The sequence below is a fragment of the Enterobacter sp. 2VL genome (genome assembly GCF_005503595.1).
In the GTDB taxonomy this organism is placed as follows: Bacteria; Pseudomonadota; Gammaproteobacteria; order Enterobacterales; family Enterobacteriaceae; genus Enterobacter; species Enterobacter cancerogenus.
The window spans coordinates 127,647-147,551 of sequence record NZ_SCNE01000007.1; the positions used below are offsets into that span (position 1 = coordinate 127,647).

Genomic DNA, 19,905 nt, shown 5'->3' on the forward strand with positions numbered 1-19,905 from the left:
GCGGGACTACTTCGTCAGCAGACTCCAGGTTAAATCACTCTCAAGGGACGTTTGATCGGTAACATGGCTAAAGGCAGCGTCTTTTAACACCGGCGATAGCGTTACCTTAAAGCTCATCTGCCGTCCGGATGGGATTTGGTTATTTTCCACCGCGATAACCGCTTCATTGTTGTGCAGATAGAACGGCGAAGGGCTGCCGCTGACCGGCGTGAAGTTCAGCTGATCGACCGTCTTACCCACGGTATAGCTTTTACCATCAACGAACAGATCGGCAATTTTTACCGCAACGCCGCCGGACTGGCCCAGCATAAAGCGCCCTTTTTCACCGGAAGCGCCCTGCACTAACACCGCCATCTTCTGCGGCTCCGGGCAGAAGACGTTCACGTTCACGTCACGATCGGCCATTTTATGCCAGTCCTGCTGCGTGGCTTTGATATCCTCGCGGCGCATCGTGTGGTAGTCCACCACGGGCTGAGAGAGCGTGATTTGGCACTCATCGGCCCAGGCAAAAGACGACATGCCAACCATCATCAGTGCCGCCAGGCCGCCTAAACGTCGATTATTCATTGGCATACTCCATTAATTTCTTCGTAAAACGCCTCTTCATCACGCTTCTCAGGCAGGCTGTAGTTAATTTTGCACAGGCGATTGTTGTTGTCGTCTATGGCGTACAGCCCTGAAAGTTGCTCTGCGTCGTTGATAAAGACGTGGCCATCGTCCACGCTGGTCACAATGTAATTGCCCCTGGCATCCTCAATCGTCAGCCCTTTTTTTAGCGCCTGCCCATTGCTCATCTTCACGCGCAGCATGACGCGTCGGCTATTGAGCACCCTGAAGTCTACTTCGCTTACCGAGGCGTGCCCTGCGGCAAGGTACTTGGTCCCGTTTGCCAGGGTCATGTTTTGCGGCAGCTTATTCGCATCCACTTCGATACGTGAGTTTTGCCATTCATTCAGAGAAGGAATAACGGCCTGTCCCCAGGCATCGGTCCAGATGGTGCCCTGAGGTGAGGATATCTCTACCCCGCTTTTCTTCTCGCTCAACCGGGCGATAGCGAAGGTATCCCGGATGGCATATGGCGAGAAGGTCACGCCGTTTTTGTGCACCGCCACGCCGCCTGAAAGGGTAGCGTTGTAGTTGCGTTGGTTATCACCGCTGGTGCCGCCTCCAACGCTGACCTGCGTGTAGTGCAGGTTGGTGTTGAGGTTGCCGTTAACGCTGTTCTGTTTAGAATCCTGGTCGCGGTCGGCGGAGATGTAGTAGTGGGTGTTATCCCCAATGGACCCGCTGTTAGACACGCCGTAGCTGGTGCTGTCACCCTCTTTACGCATATAGGTGCTGACCGACTGGCCGCTACTCAGCGGAATGCTCACGTTGATGTACAGCAGATCGTTGTCCTGATCGTCATCAACGTTGCCTACCGCGCTCTGCCAGTTTGCCGTCACGGACGCGTATTTAAAGGTTTTGCCCCACGAGAGCAGCAGATAGCGCGAATCCTGATCGTCCCCGCCGCTCTGGTTGTAGGTAAACCCGGCGCTAATATTGCCAGCCGCGCCGGCAGAGACGTTGAGGCTACCGCTATAGGTGTTGTCATACCCCGTGTACTCATCGTCCATGGCATCGGACAGTTCGCGATATCCCCCACTGTAGTGGGTTGCACTGGCGGAAAATCCAACGTCTTCGCTCAGCCTGACATTACTTTCCAGCTCGGTTTTCAGGCCGTTATTGCTGTCTCCGAACGACGCTTTACTTGCCGCCGCGGTAGTCGACAACGTCCAGTCATCGGTAACGAGGAAATCCGTTTTTCCACCCGCGGCCTGGTAATCTTCCGCGGCCGCGGCGGAGGCAACCAGGTTCATCCACGGGAAAATGCGCCAGCCGTCGGACACGTTCATCACCAGCGGATCGCTGTATTCGCTGTCAATATTTCTCACCTGCCCGAGGGAAACGGTCAAACCCTGCGGCCGCGACAGGTTGCGCGCCTTCACGGCGGTGGCAGGCACAATAAAGCGGTTGATGGCACCATCCGCTTCAACCACGGACACATCAAGATTCACGTTGTTACGCGCGACGGGAACGTCATCAAGGGTGAAGGGACCGGCGGGTACCAGGGTGCTGAAAATCAGCTGCCCGTTCTGGCGAATTTCAACGCGGGCCTGCGAAGAACGTGCGATACCGGAGACGCTCACGCCAGAGCCACTCTGGGTGAGGCCGTCCGTTGGCATAAGCTGAATACCGGTAATGGGAACGCCGCTGAGCACGTTTGAGTTGGCGTTGATTTCGCCGATCTGCATCGTGAGCTTTTGCGGGACAAAGACATGCTCCGCATAGGTATAGATGCTATCCGCGCTTTTTTTGCCGTCGTCATCCGTCAGGATATAGTTGCTGCGCAGCGACCAGTCGAAGGCGTTAAAGCCCGCTTCCAGGTTTGCCTGGGAGTAGCGGCTGCTATCGCTATCACCGTATTCGTTCAGGGTGCTGAACAGCGTGTAGTTCAGAAGCCCTGCGGTGCCGCCATGCTGAAAGTTTTTAATGTCCGAGGAGAGGCTGTTAACGGCTTCAGGCGGGAGATACAGCTCAACGGCTTCCTGGTTCGGCAGGGCGTTGATGACCGCGCGGGGATAGTCGTCGTGGATATCGTGACAACTTTCTTTCGCCCCAATCGGAACGGGCATCAATCCCGCAAAATCGAGAAGATCGTTATCAAAACAAAGCTTGCCGTCCTGGTTAAACCGGACGGCAGCTACCCCGCGCTCCTGGCCGTTAACTTTTACGTTGACGGAGTGAGTGCCGGGTAAAAACCGGGGAGCTTCTGCAAAATACTTGTTTAAATCTGCATTTAAACCCAGCGTTTGCATGACGCCCATATCAAACATCACTTCCCTCGCCAGGACGGAAGTGGGTTCGAGGATAACCAGAGGTAGTGTGCCGCAAAGAATGGCGCGGACACAAATTGCAAGGCGGCTTCGTTTACTCACCGTCAACGTCCTGTTTTATTTGTTTAATTCCGAAATAAAGCTCGGTACTTCTACGCCATAGCGGCTTGCAGGGAAGAATTTGACGTTAGCGTCGCCGCTTGCCGATTTGTTTAACGAAGCGGACATCGTTTCGCCCGGCAAAATATAGGTTTTATCAAACGTCCCAATGGCCCCAGACGGCTGAAGTACGACTTTTTGTGCCAGTCGAACAACATATTTGCTCGGGTTAGTTGCGGTAACGGTTGAACCCGTCGACGACCATTTCAAATATTTCCACGCATCCGTCACCACACCCAGTTTCGCAGGACGGATCAGTACCGGGATATCCTGACGGATATTGATCCCAATCTTTATTTTGTTATCGTCTTTTTTCGGTGGAATACCATCGAAGGTAACACGTTTATAATGTTCTACATCCAGGGGTTGTTTGCTCTGCAGAATAAAGCGCAGCTGCTGTGTTTGACCCGGCTCAAGACGAACCACGGGTTGCGTCACAATCAGTTTCAGGCCTTGATCATCCGGCAGGTCAATAATATTTGTATAGAGTAGCGAGGGATGAGAATCGGTGTTTTTTATATTAATCGTCCCGCTATGTGTTGCCTCATCAATAATGAGCAAACTGGTCTCGGGAACCATCCCTTCCGCGTGCGCGGCAACATTCATCGACAATAATGCGGCAGCGATGAGCGTTTTAAAAACATCTGATTTTAAGCATTGCATCGTGTTATCTCCTTGATAGCAACAACTTCACATTCCATGTTGATCGCGCTAAGACAAAGAGAGTAAATGTATGCCATTTACTCTCTGCGTTAATTTAGCTGTCGTTTACGCTATAAAAAATTACAGGTAACGCAGGCTGATGGTGATCTGACCGTCCAGATTAGTGTCATCAGTGATCGCCAGGGTAGACGTTTTGTCGATTGCCAAAGACGTTACCAGTGGGAAGGTAGCGGTCTGGAATGCCAGCGGGTCAACAGAGCCAGTGGTCGCAACGGTAAAGTCACGCAGGCTCTGTCCCTGAGCGGAACCGTTCGTGGTCTTCGTCCATGCACCGGTAGTACCGGAACGGATGATTGGATCGACGGTAACGTTATCGGCTTTAACACTGTCTGTTTTCACAAACAGAGAATAGGAACCGATTTTAACGTTACCGGCAGTTTTGCCGACACCAAAAGTCTGGTCGGTAGAAGTCAGGGCATCACCGTCGAAGCGTGCGTTTGCGACTTCCAGGTTGGCGTTGGTATCAGCGCGATCGTCAACCATATTCCAGGAAACGCGTGTTGCTGCAGCACAGTTGATGGTCAGGTCGATATTTTTCTGACCCAGCTGGTTGACGTTAGTTGGGCTCAGGCTACCCAGGTTAATAGTACCGTAGTCAACGGTACCACCGTTGCTTAATACTGGCGTACATGCCGCATTGGTCAGTGTACCTCTAACCTTCAGTACCGCAGTTGGGTTTGCTGCGAAAGCAGAAGTGACACACAGGGAAAGCGCAGTAGCGAGAAGAACCTTTTTCACTTGTTAATCCTTAACATTGAATCATGAAATATTTTATACAGTTTTGATAAATTCAATTTATCTCTTTCTGTTTTAGGCATGCGTTAAAGCATGGTGTGATAATATATTTTTTATTAATAGATTCAATTTAGGAAATTTAACGACTCTCTTTAGCATTATAAGATCTATAAGCTGTGATTATTAACTACGTGCTAATAGCGTACTTATTGCTATTTTCATTCATGATACGAATGCTCACGCCTCGATTGACGCGATATTTACGTTACGCTTCCCCCTAATTACATTATTAATGATTTATTACATTTATATGTTATTTTTTAATGAATTGAGATAAGAGCAGGGATAAAAAAAGGTAACGGGATATGCGGCGTTCTGCACGACTTAACAGGCTTAGCGGTACAATTTTATGTCTTCATTTTGACGATAAAGCCGCGTGGGCTGTAGGGATGTGCTGCAAACGCAGCCGCTGGCGTATCAATGCATCCGGTATAAGAATGGTTTCAATTCAGCACGCTTAAAAAATTCTCTAATAATTATTTTTAATGATATTTTGCTTCCATAAATAAAAAATCCAGTTGGCTATTAACCAACCGGATTAGCAATAGAACATCGTTTGTACTATTTAACCACGCGTAAGGCCGGGCGACCACCGCGCGGTGGCGGATCGTCATCGGGATCGTTATCGTCGCTATTATCAGGCTTATCACCCTCAATAACTGACATAACCGTCTCGTTTTCCGACGCGCCTTCTTCATCGTTGAGGCTGGCGACGTCTTCATCATAAGCCGTTTCCGGCTCGAACATGGTCCCCGCGCCGTTTTCACGCGCATAAATAGCCAGCACCGCAGCCAGCGGAACGGAAACCACGCGTGGCACACCGCCGAAGCGCGCATTGAAACGCACTTCATCGTTAGCCAGTTCAAGGTTGCCTACCGCACGCGGCGCAATGTTCAGCACGATCTGCCCGTCACGCGCATATTCCATCGGAACCTGCACGCCTGGCAACGTCACATCCACAACCAGGTGCGGCGTGAGCTGGTTGTCCAGCAGCCATTCATAGAAGGCGCGCAGCAGATACGGACGGCGTGGTGAAAGTTGTGACATTTCCACAGTCATTAGCCTCGGCCGAGACGCATTTCACGTTCCGGTTCAGTTAAAGATGCCAGGAATGAGTCGCGCTCAAAGACGCGCGTCATGTAGCCTTTCAGTTCTTTCGCGCCCGGACCGCTGAACTCGACGCCCAGGGTTGGCAAACGCCAGAGCAGCGGAGCCAGGTAGCAATCCACCAGGCTGAATTCGTCACTCAGGAAGAAAGGTTTCTGACCAAAGACAGGTGCGATAGCCAGCAGTTCTTCACGCAGTTGCTTACGTGCAGCATCGGCTTCAGAAGAGGAACCGTTGACGATAACGTTCATCAGCGTGTACCAGTCTTTTTCGATGCGCTGCATGTACAGGCGGCTTTCACCACGTGCAACAGGGTAAACAGGCATCAGCGGCGGATGCGGGAAACGCTCATCCAGGTATTCCATAATGATACGGGATTCCCACAGGGTCAGCTCGCGATCCACAAGCGTCGGTACGCTTTGGCTCGGGTTGAGATCGATCAGATCCTGAGGCGGGTTATCCTTTTCCACATGCTCGATCTCAAAACTGACACCCTTCTCGGCCAGCACGATACGAACCTGATGGCTATAAATGTCAGTAGGACCAGAAAACAGCGTCATTACCGAACGTTTGTTGGCAGCGACAGCCATGAAAACCTCCAGGTATATTCAGAATTTTACTGCTACTGGCCCAACGAGGCCAGCCAGATGAAGTATCGCCCATCCCAGAGAAGACACACTGTTCAAGAATCGAACAAAAACCGAGTATTCACTGATATTTGGGCAGAAAATTGGATGATAGTTTACCAGATTTTGATGGCTTTGTGGTGAGGGGATTCTGGAAATGTGGAAAAAGAGAAGATATATGCCTTGATGCTGTGGATAACCTGCGCATTATCCATAAAAAAAACCCGCCGAAGCGGGTTTTTCGCCAATCGTTCTGCGTGAGCAGAAAAGGATTAACGTTTGGAGAACTGTGGACGACGACGTGCTTTACGCAGACCCACTTTCTTACGTTCAACCTGACGCGCGTCACGAGTAACGAAGCCAGCTTTACGCAGTTCAGAACGCAGGGATTCGTCGTACTCCATCAGAGCGCGGGTGATACCGTGACGGATCGCACCTGCCTGACCGGAGATACCACCACCTTTAACAGTGATGTACAGATCCAGTTTTTCTACCATATCAACCAGTTCCAGCGGCTGGCGAACTACCATGCGGGCAGTTTCACGACCGAAGTACTGTTCCAGAGAACGTTGGTTGATTACGATTTTACCACTGCCCGGTTTGATGAACACGCGAGCTGCGGAACTTTTGCGGCGACCAGTGCCGTAGTATTGATTTTCAGCCATTGCCTATAATCCCGATTAGATGTCAAGAACTTGCGGTTGCTGTGCCGCGTGGTTGTGCTCGTTGCCTGCGTAAACTTTCAGTTTACGGAACATAGCACGACCCAGCGGGCCTTTTGGCAGCATGCCTTTAACCGCGATTTCAATCACACGCTCAGGACGGCGAGCAATCATCTCTTCAAAGGTCGCTTCTTTGATACCACCGATGTGGCCGGTGTGATGGTAATACACTTTGTCAGTACGCTTGTTGCCGGTAACAGCAACTTTGTCAGCGTTCAGAACGATGATGTAATCACCGGTATCAACGTGCGGAGTGTATTCCGCTTTATGCTTACCGCGCAGGCGACGAGCCAGTTCAGTAGCCAGACGGCCCAGAGTTTTACCGGTCGCGTCAACAACATACCAGTCGCGTTGTACGGTTTCTGGTTTAGCTGTAAAAGTTTTCATTAAAAGCTTACCCAAATAAATAAGTTACACGTTGGTGAACACCCAAACGTTTAGTCAGTTGAGGTTCACACGACAGAGTCCGGCAAACCTACCCCTTCGAATAGCACATGCCGACACATAGAAAGTTTCGGGAAAAAACCTTCTCGTAACGTGGGGTCGCAAGATTATAGAGAAGTTGAGGTCAAAGATCGACCCCTAAATGTGATTCGGAGTGGGTTTTTCGGGGGTGGGATTTGTGCAGTCTGGTGCCCTCACCCCCAGCCCCTCTCCCACAGGGAGAGGGTAGCGTAATAAAGCCGTTGCCCTCACCCCCAGCCCCTCTCCCACGGGGATAGGGTAGCGTAATAAAGGCTGATATTGCCCCCAAGTGCCGTTTATGGCATATGCTCACGCTTGAGGTACTCTTCGCTCTGCATCTCCTGCAGGCGCGACAGACAGCGCTGGAACTCAAACTTCAGGCGTTCGCCCTGATAGATCTCATATAAAGGCACGGCCGCGCTGACCACCAGCTTGACGTGCCGCTCATAAAACTCATCGACCAGCGCGATGAAGCGGCGCGCCTCGCTCTCCATCAGCAGCGTCATTACCGGCACATCAAACAGCATCACGGTATGGAAGAGGCGCGATAACGCAATGTAATCATGCTGGCTGCGGGCATCGACGCAGAGCGTGGCAAAGGAAACGGCCAGGGTTTGATTCTCTACGCCCAGCGTTTGTAACGGGCGATGGTTTATTTCCAGCACCGGCGCATTCTCACGTTTTGCCCCGGCCAGCGCCTGCCACAGTTTATCCATCTGGCTCGTGGTCTGCGCGTCCAGCGGCGAAAGCCACAGGTGTGCCTGGGTTAACGTGCGCAGACGATAATCGACGCCCGCATCGACGTTCATCACGTCACAGTGCTGTTTGATGGCATCAATAGCTGGCAGGAAACGCGGGCGCTGCAGCCCGTTATGGTACAACTCATCCGGTGGAATATTCGAGGTTGCCACCAGCGTGATCCCCCGCGCAAACAGGGCCTTCATCAGGCCGCCCAGCAGCATGGCGTCGGTGATATCGGAGACAAAAAATTCGTCAAAGCAAAGCACGTCCGTTTCGGCCTTAAAGCGATCGGCAACAATCTCCAGCGGATCGCTTTTGCCCTGTAGTTCCGTCAGCTCTTCGTGCACCCGCAGCATAAAACGGTGGAAGTGCAGACGCTGCTTACGCGTCCCCGGCAGGCTCTGGTAGAACATGTCCATCAGCCAGGTTTTGCCCCGTCCTACGCCGCCCCACATATATAAGCCGCGAACCGGTGCATCAGCCTGAGGCGTTTTTTTGCCCAGCAACCGGCCAAAGGCCGCTTTCAACCCGCCGCCCTGCGCCGTTTCTTCGGGTTTGTGCGTCAGCGCCTGATAAATCTTATCGAGGCGGTTGACCGCTTCACGCTGTACGTTATCTGGCTGGTGTGAGCCCGTATCCAGGGCCTGTTGATATCGCGATGAGGGGGAAAGGCTTTGCATAATCTTATTGTTATTCCTTCGGTTAATACTCACCAGCAGGCGTGACTGATGAAAAAAAGGCCGTTCTACACTACGCGATGATACGTCAGGATTCCACTTCTGCGGAAATAGCGGTTATAGTGGCATAATCAGGCACAGGCAGGAGCCGAGCCAACACCCTACGGAACAACAAGACAACGGGAGAAGTTCATGACCTGGGAATACGCGCTAATTGGGTTAGTCGTCGGCATTATCATTGGTGCTGTGGCCATGCGTTTCGGTAATCGCAAATTGCGTCAGCAGCAGTCACTGCAGTACGAACTGGAAAAGAACAAAGCCGAGCTGGAAGAGTATCGTGAAGAGCTGGTGAGCCATTTTGCGCGTAGCGCGGAGTTGCTGGATAACATGGCAACCGACTATCGCCAGCTGTATCAGCACATGGCAAAAAGCTCCAGCAGCCTGCTGCCGGAAATGACCGCGGAAACCAACCCGTTCCGCAACCGCCTGGCTGACTCCGAAGCGGGTAACGATCAGGCGCCGGTACAGATGCCTCGTGACTACTCAGACGGCGCATCCGGCCTGCTGCGCGGTGGCGCAAAACGCGATTAATCGCACAACCTGAATAAATTTTACGGGCGCCTCGGTTGCGCCCGTCCTTTCTTCTCGTCCCCAGCTATTATTTAGTCTAACGCCTCATTGTTCAGTGGATTAAAATTCAATAACATCAATATGTTTTTGGGCCGTTCTTCTTTCATTCCAGGATACAAGAGTCAGCATCGATGAAGAAAAAAAACCAGCTGTTAAGCGCTATCGCGTTAAGTGTCGGGTTATCGCTCTCGGCATCCTTCCCGGCTACCGCAACGCTGCCTGCACAGGTTCCCGGCCAGACGGCCATTCCTAGCCTCGCGCCGATGCTGGAAAAAGTCTTGCCCGCCGTGGTCAGCGTGAAAGTTGAAGGCACCGCGCTGCAAAGCCAGCGCGTCCCTGAAGAGCTGAAGAAATTCTTTGGCGACGAAGCCCCCGACCAGCAGGCACAGCCGTTTGAAGGCCTCGGCTCAGGGGTCATCATTGATGCGGCCAAAGGCTATATCCTGACCAATAACCACGTCATCAGCCAGGCGGATAAAATCAGCGTCCAGCTTAATGACGGACGGGAGTTTGATGCCAAACTGATTGGCGGAGACGATCAGAGCGATATCGCGCTGGTCCAGATACAGAATCCGAGCAAGCTGACCCAGATTGCCATTGCCGACTCCGACAAGCTGCGCGTGGGTGATTTTGCCGTCGCGGTGGGTAACCCGTTCGGTTTAGGCCAGACCGCTACCTCCGGCATTGTCTCTGCGCTCGGGCGCAGCGGCCTGAATCTGGAAGGGCTGGAAAACTTTATCCAGACCGACGCCTCCATCAACCGGGGGAACTCCGGCGGCGCGCTGCTTAACCTCAACGGCGAGCTCATCGGCATTAACACCGCTATCCTCGCCCCAAGCGGCGGCAGCGTCGGGATTGGCTTTGCCATTCCCAGCAATATGGCCAAAACCCTCTCTCAGCAGCTGATTCAGTTTGGCGAAGTCAAACGTGGCCTGCTGGGGATCAAGGGCATGGAGATGAGCGCGGATATCGCCAAAGCGTTTAACCTTAACGTGCAGCGCGGGGCGTTTGTCAGCGAAGTGCTCGCCAACTCCGGCTCGGCCAAAGCAGGGGTGAAATCCGGTGATGTGATTGTCAGCCTGAACGATAAGCCGCTCAGCAGCTTCGCCGAGCTGCGTTCGCGCATCGCGACCACCGAGCCGGGGGCCAAAGTGAAGCTGGGCCTGATCCGCGATGGCAAGCCAATGGACGTGGAAGTGACGCTCGACAAGAGCACCTCCTCCTCCGCCAGCGCAGAGCTTATTGCGCCAGCCTTGCAAGGGGCGACGCTGAGCGATGGTCAGCTTAAAGACGGCACCAAAGGCATTACCGTCGATACGGTCGAGAAGAGCAGTCCGGCTGCCCAGGCGGGTTTACACCCGGAGGACGTGATCATCGGTGTTAACCGCAATCGCGTGCAGTCCATTGCGGAAATGCGCAAGATCCTGGAAAGCAAACCGGCCGTCGTTGCCCTGCAGATTGTTCGTGGCAACGATACGATCTACATTTTACTGCGTTAAGCATTTGCGACACCGGACATCGCCGTCGCGTGTGATGTCCGGATAACTCATGTTATGCTGCAAACCGTTCCTTTATTACCGACGCGCGCATCATGCTTTTAAAGCTCACTCGTTCGATTGTCATTGGTTTACTTGTCGCTGGCCTGCTGCTAGTGGCGATGCCGTCTTTACGCCAGTTCAACAAACTGACGGCCCCTCAGTTCGACAGCACGGATGACACGCCTGCCACCTATAATCAGGCTGTTCGCCGCGCCGCGCCCGCCGTGGTGAATGTCTATAATCGCGGGCTTAACTCCTCAAGCCATAATCAGCTGGAGATCCGCACGCTCGGCTCCGGCGTCATTATGGACGAACGCGGCTACATCATTACCAACAAACACGTCATCAATGATGCTGACCAGATCATCGTCGCCTTGCAGGATGGCCGCGTGTTTGAGGCGCTTCTGGTCGGTTCTGACAGCCTGACCGATCTGGCCGTTCTGAAAATCAACGCCACGGGCGGTCTGCCGACCATTCCGATTAACCGCAAACGCACCCCGCACATCGGTGATGTGGTGCTGGCCATCGGTAACCCCTATAACCTGGGGCAAACCATCACCCAGGGGATTATTAGCGCCACCGGGCGAATCGGACTGAACCCGTCAGGACGGCAGAACTTCCTTCAAACCGACGCATCAATCAACCACGGGAACTCCGGCGGCGCGCTGGTAAACTCGCTGGGCGAGCTGATGGGGATCAACACCCTTTCGTTCGATAAGAGCAACGACGGTGAAACGCCGGAAGGCATCGGTTTTGCCATTCCCTTCCAGCTGGCCACAAAGATTATGGACAAGCTGATCCGCGATGGCCGGGTGATCCGTGGCTATATCGGCATCGGCGGACGTGAAATTGCGCCAATGCACTCGCAGGGCGGCGGTATCGATCCGATCCAGGGTATCGTGGTGAACGAAGTCTCTCCGGGCGGCCCGGCGGCCAACGCGGGGATTCAGGTGAACGACGTCATCGTATCGGTTAATGGTGTCCCGGCCGTTTCCGCGCTGGAAACCATGGACCAGGTGGCAGAGATCCGCCCAGGCTCCATCATCCCTGTCGAAGTCATGCGTAACGATAAGAAGCTGACCATTCAGGTAACGATTCAGGAATACCCGGCGACGAACTGACAGCCATAAAAAAACCGAAGCCTGTGCTTCGGTTTTTTTTGCCGGGTGGCGCTCACGCTTACCCGGCCTATAGCAGAAGAGTATGTTTTACTTGTTAACGAACTCTTCGCCCAGGGTGATATCTTTCTTCAGCGTGTCCAGCATGCCTTCCATCGCGTGTTGTTCAAACGCGCTCAGCGTGCCAATAGACTTACGCTCTTCGATACCGTTTTTGCCCAGCAGCAGCGGCTGAGAGAAGAAGCGAGCGTGTTCGCCGTCGCCTTCAACGTAAGCGCATTCCACAACGTCTTTCTCGCCCTGCAGCGCACGCACCAGAGACAGACCGAAACGCGCCGCCGCCTGGCCCATAGAGAGCGTTGCCGATCCGCCACCCGCCTTCGCTTCGACCACTTCGGTACCCGCGTTCTGAATGCGTTTGGTCAGATCAGCCACTTCCTGCTCGGTGAAGCTCACGCCCGGGATCTGCGACAGCAGAGGCAGAATGGTCACGCCAGAGTGGCCGCCAATCACAGGAACCTCAATCTCCGCAGGCTGTTTGCCTTTCAGCTCAGCCACGAAGGTATTGGAACGGATAATGTCCAGAGTAGTGACGCCGAACAGTTTGTTCTTATCGTAAACACCGGCTTTCTTCAGCACTTCGGCGGCGATAGCAACCGTGGTGTTCACCGGGTTGGTGATAATGCCGATGCACGCTTTCGGGCAGGTTTCAGCGATCTGCTGTACCAGGTTTTTCACGATGCCCGCGTTCACGTTGAACAGGTCTGAGCGATCCATACCTGGTTTACGCGCTACGCCTGCGGAGATCAGCACGACGTCTGCACCCTGCAGAGCAGGACGCGCATCTTCACCGGAGAAGCCTTTGATTTTCACAGCTGTCGGGATGTGGCTCAGATCGACCGCCACACCAGGGGTGACAGGAGCAATATCGTACAGGGAGAGTTCTGAGCCGGAAGGCAGTTGGGTTTTCAGTAGTAGGGCAAGCGCCTGGCCGATACCACCAGCAGCGCCGAGGACTGCGACTTTCATCCTAAACTCCTTATTATGGTTAACTTTAGTATCTGTAAATCCGTTGCGGGGACCATAATTCAGCAGGTAAATAATTACAATTTTCGTCGCTAAATATTTTGAGGTCACACGCCTTTATTGCCAGAATGCCATCCGGGCAACAGCGGCAACGATTTAAGAGGGGTTAACAATACACCCTGCCCCGCCATCAAAACAACATCATTTTGATAACATTTAATTTACTTTTAAGCTTATTTGCGTGGCGTGAGCCAGGCATGTTTTCTGATAACGAAACCTGATAAAATCACTCCCTTTTCATAACATTATTTCAGCCAGGCCCCTGGCTGATTGTTTGCATAAAAATTCATCCACATGCATAATAATGTTGTTTCTACCGTCATATTTCGGGTGACTTATGCGAAGCTCGTCTAAGCAAGAAGAGTTAGTAAGGGCGTTCAAAGCGCTGCTTAAAGAAGAGAAATTCAGTTCTCAGGGAGAAATTGTTCACGCGCTACAGGAACAAGGCTTCGACAACATCAACCAGTCGAAAGTCTCCCGCATGTTAACCAAATTTGGTGCGGTGCGTACGCGTAACGCCAAAATGGAGATGGTCTATTGCCTGCCGGCTGAACTTGGCGTGCCGACCACCTCCAGCCCGCTGAAGAATCTGGTACTGGATATCGACTATAACGATGCCGTGGTGGTTATCCACACCAGCCCGGGCGCGGCGCAGTTAATTGCGCGTCTGCTGGACTCCCTCGGCAAAGCGGAAGGTATTCTCGGCACCATCGCCGGTGACGACACTATCTTTACTACCCCGGCAAACGGCTTCTCGGTTAAAGACCTTTACGAAGCTATTCTGGTGCTGTTCGAACAAGAACTGTAATCCACTCTCCCCGTGGCCCGTCTGCGGGGATTGTTCTGCTCCCCATGTATTTCCCCCTGCTTTCCACTGCGCTTACTTTAGCAAATAGTGCTTTTTACCTCCCATTAACATTCATCCAGTGAATATCACCGCCCAAGATCGCACGAAAAATCAAATCGTCATATCCCTATGATTTTCTTATAAATAAAAACGCAACATGGCTAATAAGCAACCAATTTTATGCATTTTGGTTATAAAAATGAATCTTATTAACGCGTAATTACACGCGAAACCATTAGTCTGGTATTAATTTTTTCCGTTATTAGTGTATACTAGATTTTGTGATGAGGGTCACGAAATGAAGACCCCAGTAAAAAATTCGACGAGGTAAAGAATCATGAAAATCAAAACAACTGTAGCAGCACTTAGCGTTCTCTCTGTCCTGTCATTCGGTGCTTTCGCAGCCGATTCCATCAACGCCGATCAGGCGCAATCCCGTCAGGCGATTGGTACGGTCTCCGTTGGTGCAGTGGGTACTTCCCCAATGGACATGCATGAGATGCTGAACAAGAAAGCGGAAGAACAAGGTGCATCATCTTACCGTGTCATCGAAGCACGTTCAGGCGATCACTGGCACGCTACCGCAGAGCTGTACAAATAAGTTTTAGTAGCAGAAGACGAATTACCCCTCAACGGCACCAGGCATAAAAATAGCAGTTCAACCCTTCTCGCCGTTGAGCAAATAATTTCAGGAGTAAAGACTATGAAAACCAAATTAATCATCGCAACCCTTGGCTTAGCATCCGTTCTCTCTTTCGGCGCGAGCGCAGCCGTTCAGCAGGTCAATGCGGAGCAGGCACAAAATCTGCAGTCCATGGGTAGCGTATCCGTAACATCTATTACCGGCTCGCCGATGGATATCCGTCACGATCTGGCAGCAAAAGCTGAAAAAGCGGGCGCCAGCAGCTACCGCGTCACCGAACTGAATCAGGGTGACCACTGGCACGCCACGGCTGAACTGTATAAATAAACCCTCGTCGTATCTCATCATACGACTTGCCCCTGACCTCCCGGTCAGGGGCTTTTTTATTACTGCCGCGCGTTGAAACGCAGCTGCCCTTCCAGCTCCTCTTCGGCTTCATCAAACAGAAGCACCAGCGCGCCAAAACGTCGGCGCAGCTTGTCAGGCAAATGGATAAATTCTATCTCAAACGGTAACGGTAGCTGATTACCGGTGACCACATCCCACAGCGTATCAAGATCGGTAACGCTTCCCTGTTCCAGCCCAAACACTCGACTAAATTCACGATAGAAGTCTTCCTGACTGTCGATCTCGTCAAAATCAAAGGTATAAATTTTCATTGCCAGCCACCCGATCCAGGCGGGCGGCAAACGCCGCCCTGACTATTATAATCCCCCGATATGCAGGGTTTTGACTTCCAGAAACTCTTCCAGCCCCAGTACGGAACCTTCCCGGCCCAGCCCGGACTCTTTCACGCCGCCGAACGGTCCCAGCTCCGTAGAGACTGCACACTCGTTGATGCCAATCATCCCGCTCTCAATCGCCTGCGAGACGCGGAACACGCGCGACAAATTCTGGGTGTAGAAGTATGCCGCCAGCCCGTAAGGGGTATTGTTGGCGCGCATAATAACTTCATCTTCTGAGGTAAAGCGGAAGCAGGCCGCCACCGGGCCAAACGTCTCCTCTTCCGCCAGCTTCATGCCTTCATGGCAATCCCCCAGCACGGTTGGCATCCAGAAGTTGCCGCCCAACTCATGGGGTTTACCACCGGCCAGCACGGTCGCGCCTTTCGCAACGGCATCTTCAACGTGCTCTTGTACTTTCTTCACCGCCGATGGTTCGATCAGCGGACCGACAACCACCCCCTCGTCGAGGCCGTTGCCGACCTTCAGCGCCTTCACTGCGTCGGCCAGCTGATTAACAAACTTGTCATAGACCGTTTCCTGGATGTAGAAACGGTTTACGCTGACGCACACCTGACCGGCATTGCGGAATTTGTTGGCGATAGCGCCTTTCACCGCGGCATCGATATCCGCGTCTTCAAAAACGATATACGGGGCATTTCCCCCCAGCTCCATCGAGACTTTTTTCATGGTCTCGGCCGCGTTACGCACCAGCGTTTTGCCCACGGCGGTCGAGCCGGTAAACGAGATTTTCCGCACGTCATGACTGGCCATAATGGCATCGCTGATTTCAGATGTGCTCCCAGCCACGGCATTCAGCACGCCATCCGGCACGCCCGCCTGCTTCGCCAGGGTGAGCAGCGCGAAGGCGCTCAGGGGCGTGTTATTGGCGGGCTTGATCACGCCGGTGCAACCTGCGGCCAGCGCCGGGCCGAGTTTGCGCGTCAGCATCGCCATAGGAAAATTCCACGGCGTGATGGCGGCAACCACGCCAATGGGTTCGCGGGTCGCCAGAATGCGGGAGCCGGGTTTGATCGGTGGAATGATTTCCCCGTTTGCGCGCTTCGCCTGTTCGGCAAACCACTGAATGAAGCTGGCGGCATACTCTACCTCGCCTTCGGCTTCCTTCAGCGGCTTACCCTGCTCGGTAGTCATCAGCCGCCCGAGCCAACTTTTGTTCTCAATAATCAGTTCATACCAGCGATAGAGGATCGCCGAGCGCTCTTTCGCGGTTTCGGCACGCCATGCGGGAAATGCTTTTGTCGCCGCCGCAATCGCCTCTTCGGTTTCGGCTTTTCCTGCTTTCGCCACGCGGGTGATCACTTCACCGGTGGCCGGATTCAGCACCTCAAAGGTGGTGTCGAGCGTTTTCCAGATGCCGTTAACCAGATAGCCGTTCTGAAAAAGGATGTGGTCCTGGAGAGCCTGGGTAGTCATGTGTCCTCCCTGTCTGAATGTAAGAGCCTGCAGAAATAAGTATAGCCATAAAAAAACCGACGCTTCTGGCGTCGGCTTTTTACGTAGTCAGCTATTGGTTAGTGCGTTTTGATATCGATGCAGCATATACACCAGACGCCCAACCGGCTCGGTCACCTGCGGCGGCGCGTCCCAGTACCGCAGCTTCTCCTGGTAGATATCCAGCTCCTCAAGCAGTTGGGTAAAGTAACGCCGACGTTTGTCGTCACTGGTCGCCGAGAGCACATGATCGGCGGTGTGACGAAGCTGACGGTGGAAGCTGGAGAGGTCGTCATTGATGGGCACCGGCGCATTACGCAGACGCTGGTGCGCGATGATCATGGTTAACGCCAGGCGGAACTTGGCAACGTCGCCCGGGAATTTATTCAGCAGTAAAAACAGCTGCTGATAGAGCGCAGGCAGATGGTTCTGTTTACGGCGCGCGGTGTTGGTGGTCAACGACGATACGGCCGCCGAAACGAACTGGTTTAACAGCACGCGGCCGGTGCGCGCCTGCGAATTATCCCGCACCAGCAGGATCACCATCATCGCCAGGAAGCAGCCCACCAGCTGACCTAACGCGCTGTCGAGGAACTGGCTGAAGTGGAACGTCATCGGGTTATCCAGCACGAGGATATTGATGGTGCTTGCCAGCGCCCCCAGCGATCCCAGGCGACGTTTCTGCACTTCGATACCGATAAAGAACGCCATGACCGCAAGGCTGATACAGAGCAACAGCATGCTCTGCTGCGTCGAGGGTAAAATTACCAGGAAATAGAAAGCCCCAAGCGGCAGAGCAGCTATCGTGCCGTACAGGAAGTCGATAGCGACCATGCGCGGGTTCGGCAGACGCATCGCCAGTGAGGTAACAACGGCGATCATCACCATCGCCCCGCTGCCGGAGGTCCAGCCGGTCCACAGCCAGAACAACGTACCGAGCATACAGGCCAGCGTGGTGCGCCAGAAGTTCACCATCGCGTGGTGGCGTTCCGCCGACTCGGCTTTGATCACCACTTCGCCCTGTAGCACTTCTTCTTCTGCGGCACTGATTTTGGCATTCCCGATGACGCCGCGCTTGAGCAAGAGGTAGCGCGTTGCCGCCCCGACCCAGGTGTAAATGGTCACTGGCGTATCGCGCTCGCCGGTCCAGGCGATGACGCGACGCATGCGCTTGAGCTGCTTATGCACGTCCTGCACCGTTTCAACCGGCTCGGCGAAGAGTTCGCGGAAGGTGTCGGTCACGACTTCAGGACGGGTATTTTGGATCAGGTAGGTTTCACACGCCTGGGTTATCAGCGTTAAGGCCACGGTGTTGATCGCCTTAAGACGACGGTTTGCACGGGACCAGCGGGAAGACTCCATATTCAGGTTGCTGCGCATCCCTTCCAGCGCGGTGGTGCGCCGTACCAGGCCACCCCAGGCGTTATCAAACTCTTCACTGTCGCCATGCTTAATGCACAGCTGCATCAGTTTGTACTGGTCGACAATTAACGCATCCAGTTCGCGATCCACTTCCTGCTTGATGGAACGTGGCGAAAACAGCAGGTCGGCCACGATGGCGCAAACAATACCAATGACAATTTCACTGCAGCGTTCGACGGCAAACTGTGGGGCAAGCAGCGGCTCTGCCTGAATGGTGATGATGATAATCAGCGCGGTATAACCCGAAAGTCCCCAGGCGTAGGAGTTCTCTACTTTTACCAGCGAGGAGACCCAGGTACAGAAGCCCGCCCAGATGCAGCACACCATCAGCATCAGCAGCGGCGTGCGGATCATCAGAATAATAATGGTAAGCGCCGCGATACAGCCGATAAACGTCCCGACGATACGCAACATCCCGCGGTAGCGAATGGCGCCCGAGTAGGGTTCACCACCCGCCGCAAAGGCCGGCCCCGCCGCGACAATCGCCGCTGTCAGCACCGCCCAGCGGGGCGTTTCGAGCTGAAAATGAAAGCCGACAAACAGCGCCAGCACGATGGCGCACGCCAGCTTCACGGCGAAGCGGAGGTGCTGGCTGGCGATGGAAAAGATACCCATAGCGATTAACCAAACTCGCGCAGGCGGTGGGCGATTTTACGGAAGAGAGAGTCCTGGCTGGCGTCGCGGTCTTTTTCGCCTGTGATCACCACGGTGGCCGTGGTGCCTGCAGGCCAGAGATTGCCCTGCTGTTCATCCAGGTGAATACGTACCGGTACACGCTGCGCCAGACGGACCCACTCAAGGTTGGAGTCCACGGTCGCCATCCCTTTGGTGTCATTGCTGCTGCTGGAGTTGGTGACGCCTGCGGCCACGCTGTCGACCGTGCCTTTAAAGACGCGGTTGCTGCCAAGCGGCGTGATTTCCGCGCGGTAACCCGGACGCACGCCTTCCAGCTTCGTCTCTTCCATATAGGCCAGAACGTAGAAGGAGTTCTGTTTCACCAGCGCCACCGCGGTGGAGCCACGGGTGATAAACTCCCCGGCGTAGACGTTCAGGTTGGTGACCCAGCCGTCAGACGGCGCGCGGATCACCGTACGCTCCAGATCGAGCCGGGCGAGATCGCGCGTCGCTTGCGCCTTCGCTAGCTGGTGAAGCACGGTTTGCAGCACGTTGTTGGACTGGTCGATCTCTTCGCGGGACATGGCCTGCACGCCAAGTCGGTTACGGCGGCCCGCCTCACGACGTTTCTCGGAAGCCAGCGCCTGATAATAGGCCACGTCCGCTTCCGCCTCTTCTAATGCTTTCTGGTAGCGTGGCTGATCGATAGTGAACAGAACCTGATCTTTCTTCACCAGTTGGTTATCGTGGACGTTGACCGCGGTAATCAGCCCGGCGACGTCGGGCGCTATCGCCACAACATCCGCGCTGAAACGCGCGTCACGCGTCCACGGTGATTCGGTGTAATAAACCCAGGCGCGAAAGATCGCGATGAACGCCAGGACAACCAGCGCCATGGTAATGGCAGTGCGGGAGATTTTTCTTGTTAGCGTTTTCAC

The 19,905-nt window shown here is 53.8% G+C and carries 20 protein-coding genes; 6 read left to right on the forward strand and 14 right to left on the reverse strand.

Annotated features, from left to right (window positions below):
• Nucleotides 1-6: 6 nt before the first annotated feature.
• From FFS28_RS16955 to zapE, 9 genes are all read right to left on the reverse strand, one after another.
• On the reverse strand, nt 7-567 hold the full coding sequence (locus tag FFS28_RS16955) for a DUF1120 domain-containing protein (protein ID WP_006178816.1): 561 nt from the start codon (nt 565-567) through the stop codon (nt 7-9).
• Complete coding sequence (locus tag FFS28_RS16960) at nt 564-2,984, reverse strand: fimbrial biogenesis usher protein (protein WP_137903526.1); 2,421 nt, start codon at nt 2,982-2,984, stop codon at nt 564-566. The genes FFS28_RS16955 and FFS28_RS16960 overlap by 4 nt, the downstream gene beginning before the upstream one ends.
• Before the next feature lie 9 nt (nt 2,985-2,993).
• Entirely contained in the window at nt 2,994-3,698 is a 705-nt protein-coding gene (locus tag FFS28_RS16965) for a fimbria/pilus chaperone family protein (RefSeq protein WP_137903527.1), read from the reverse strand.
• A gap of 120 nt (nt 3,699-3,818) precedes the next feature.
• Nucleotides 3,819-4,496, reverse strand: a complete 678-nt coding sequence (locus tag FFS28_RS16970) for a DUF1120 domain-containing protein (protein WP_137903528.1) — start codon at nt 4,494-4,496, stop codon at nt 3,819-3,821.
• Between the two features lie 618 nt (nt 4,497-5,114).
• Entirely contained in the window at nt 5,115-5,606 is a 492-nt protein-coding gene (gene sspB, locus FFS28_RS16975) for a ClpXP protease specificity-enhancing factor (RefSeq protein WP_137903529.1), read from the reverse strand.
• Nucleotides 5,607-5,611: 5 nt separating this feature from the next.
• On the reverse strand, nt 5,612-6,250 hold the full coding sequence (gene sspA / locus FFS28_RS16980) for a stringent starvation protein SspA (protein ID WP_014071978.1): 639 nt from the start codon (nt 6,248-6,250) through the stop codon (nt 5,612-5,614).
• A gap of 308 nt (nt 6,251-6,558) precedes the next feature.
• Nucleotides 6,559-6,951 (reverse strand): 30S ribosomal protein S9, encoded by a 393-nt coding sequence (gene rpsI, locus FFS28_RS16985; protein ID WP_003860436.1) that lies wholly within the window; start codon nt 6,949-6,951, stop codon nt 6,559-6,561.
• Nucleotides 6,952-6,966: 15 nt separating this feature from the next.
• Entirely contained in the window at nt 6,967-7,395 is a 429-nt protein-coding gene (gene rplM / locus FFS28_RS16990; protein WP_006178824.1) for a 50S ribosomal protein L13, read from the reverse strand.
• Between the two features lie 374 nt (nt 7,396-7,769).
• Nucleotides 7,770-8,894 (reverse strand): cell division protein ZapE, encoded by a 1,125-nt coding sequence (zapE, locus tag FFS28_RS17000; protein WP_137272581.1) that lies wholly within the window; start codon nt 8,892-8,894, stop codon nt 7,770-7,772.
• A gap of 189 nt (nt 8,895-9,083) precedes the next feature.
• Here zapE and zapG point away from each other — a divergent pair, with 189 nt between their 5' ends.
• The 3 genes from zapG to degS all read left to right on the forward strand — a co-directional run bounded on the left by zapG (nt 9,084) and on the right by degS (nt 12,180).
• Nucleotides 9,084-9,482 (forward strand): Z-ring associated protein ZapG, encoded by a 399-nt coding sequence (zapG, locus tag FFS28_RS17005; protein WP_006178827.1) that lies wholly within the window; start codon nt 9,084-9,086, stop codon nt 9,480-9,482.
• A gap of 170 nt (nt 9,483-9,652) precedes the next feature.
• A complete protein-coding gene (gene degQ / locus FFS28_RS17010) occupies nt 9,653-11,020 on the forward strand; it encodes a serine endoprotease DegQ (RefSeq protein ID WP_137903530.1) in 1,368 nt (455 codons plus the stop codon).
• A 92-nt stretch (nt 11,021-11,112) separates the two neighbouring features.
• Nucleotides 11,113-12,180 (forward strand): outer membrane-stress sensor serine endopeptidase DegS, encoded by a 1,068-nt coding sequence (gene degS / locus FFS28_RS17015; RefSeq protein ID WP_006178829.1) that lies wholly within the window; start codon nt 11,113-11,115, stop codon nt 12,178-12,180.
• A gap of 87 nt (nt 12,181-12,267) precedes the next feature.
• Here degS and mdh read toward each other — a convergent pair whose 3' ends face one another.
• Nucleotides 12,268-13,206 (reverse strand): malate dehydrogenase, encoded by a 939-nt coding sequence (mdh, locus tag FFS28_RS17020; protein ID WP_088208430.1) that lies wholly within the window; start codon nt 13,204-13,206, stop codon nt 12,268-12,270.
• Between the two features lie 394 nt (nt 13,207-13,600).
• Between mdh and argR the strand changes: the two genes are divergently transcribed.
• From argR to yhcN (FFS28_RS17035), 3 genes are all read left to right on the forward strand, one after another.
• The gene (argR, locus tag FFS28_RS17025; protein WP_006178832.1) at nt 13,601-14,071 is read left to right on the forward strand and encodes a transcriptional regulator ArgR; all 471 of its coding nucleotides are present in this window, start codon (nt 13,601-13,603) and stop codon (nt 14,069-14,071) included.
• 376 nt (nt 14,072-14,447) lie between these two features.
• Nucleotides 14,448-14,711 (forward strand): peroxide/acid stress response protein YhcN, encoded by a 264-nt coding sequence (gene yhcN, locus FFS28_RS17030; protein ID WP_006178835.1) that lies wholly within the window; start codon nt 14,448-14,450, stop codon nt 14,709-14,711.
• A gap of 102 nt (nt 14,712-14,813) precedes the next feature.
• Nucleotides 14,814-15,080 carry a peroxide/acid stress response protein YhcN gene (yhcN, locus tag FFS28_RS17035; RefSeq protein WP_006178837.1) on the forward strand — a complete coding sequence of 89 codons (267 nt, stop codon included), beginning with the start codon at nt 14,814-14,816 and terminating at the stop codon, nt 15,078-15,080.
• A gap of 59 nt (nt 15,081-15,139) precedes the next feature.
• Here yhcN (FFS28_RS17035) and FFS28_RS17040 read toward each other — a convergent pair whose 3' ends face one another.
• The 4 genes from FFS28_RS17040 to aaeA form a co-directional block, all read right to left on the reverse strand.
• Entirely contained in the window at nt 15,140-15,412 is a 273-nt protein-coding gene (locus tag FFS28_RS17040; RefSeq protein ID WP_006178838.1) for a barstar family protein, read from the reverse strand.
• A 45-nt stretch (nt 15,413-15,457) separates the two neighbouring features.
• Nucleotides 15,458-16,912, reverse strand: coding sequence for an NAD-dependent succinate-semialdehyde dehydrogenase (locus tag FFS28_RS17045; protein ID WP_137903531.1), 1,455 nt, complete (start codon nt 16,910-16,912; stop codon nt 15,458-15,460).
• Nucleotides 16,913-16,999: 87 nt separating this feature from the next.
• Entirely contained in the window at nt 17,000-18,967 is a 1,968-nt protein-coding gene (gene aaeB / locus FFS28_RS17050) for a p-hydroxybenzoic acid efflux pump subunit AaeB (protein ID WP_137903532.1), read from the reverse strand.
• Nucleotides 18,968-18,972: 5 nt separating this feature from the next.
• Nucleotides 18,973-19,905: a p-hydroxybenzoic acid efflux pump subunit AaeA gene (aaeA, locus tag FFS28_RS17055; protein WP_042322362.1), complete on the reverse strand. Its 933-nt coding sequence runs from the start codon at nt 19,903-19,905 to the stop codon at nt 18,973-18,975.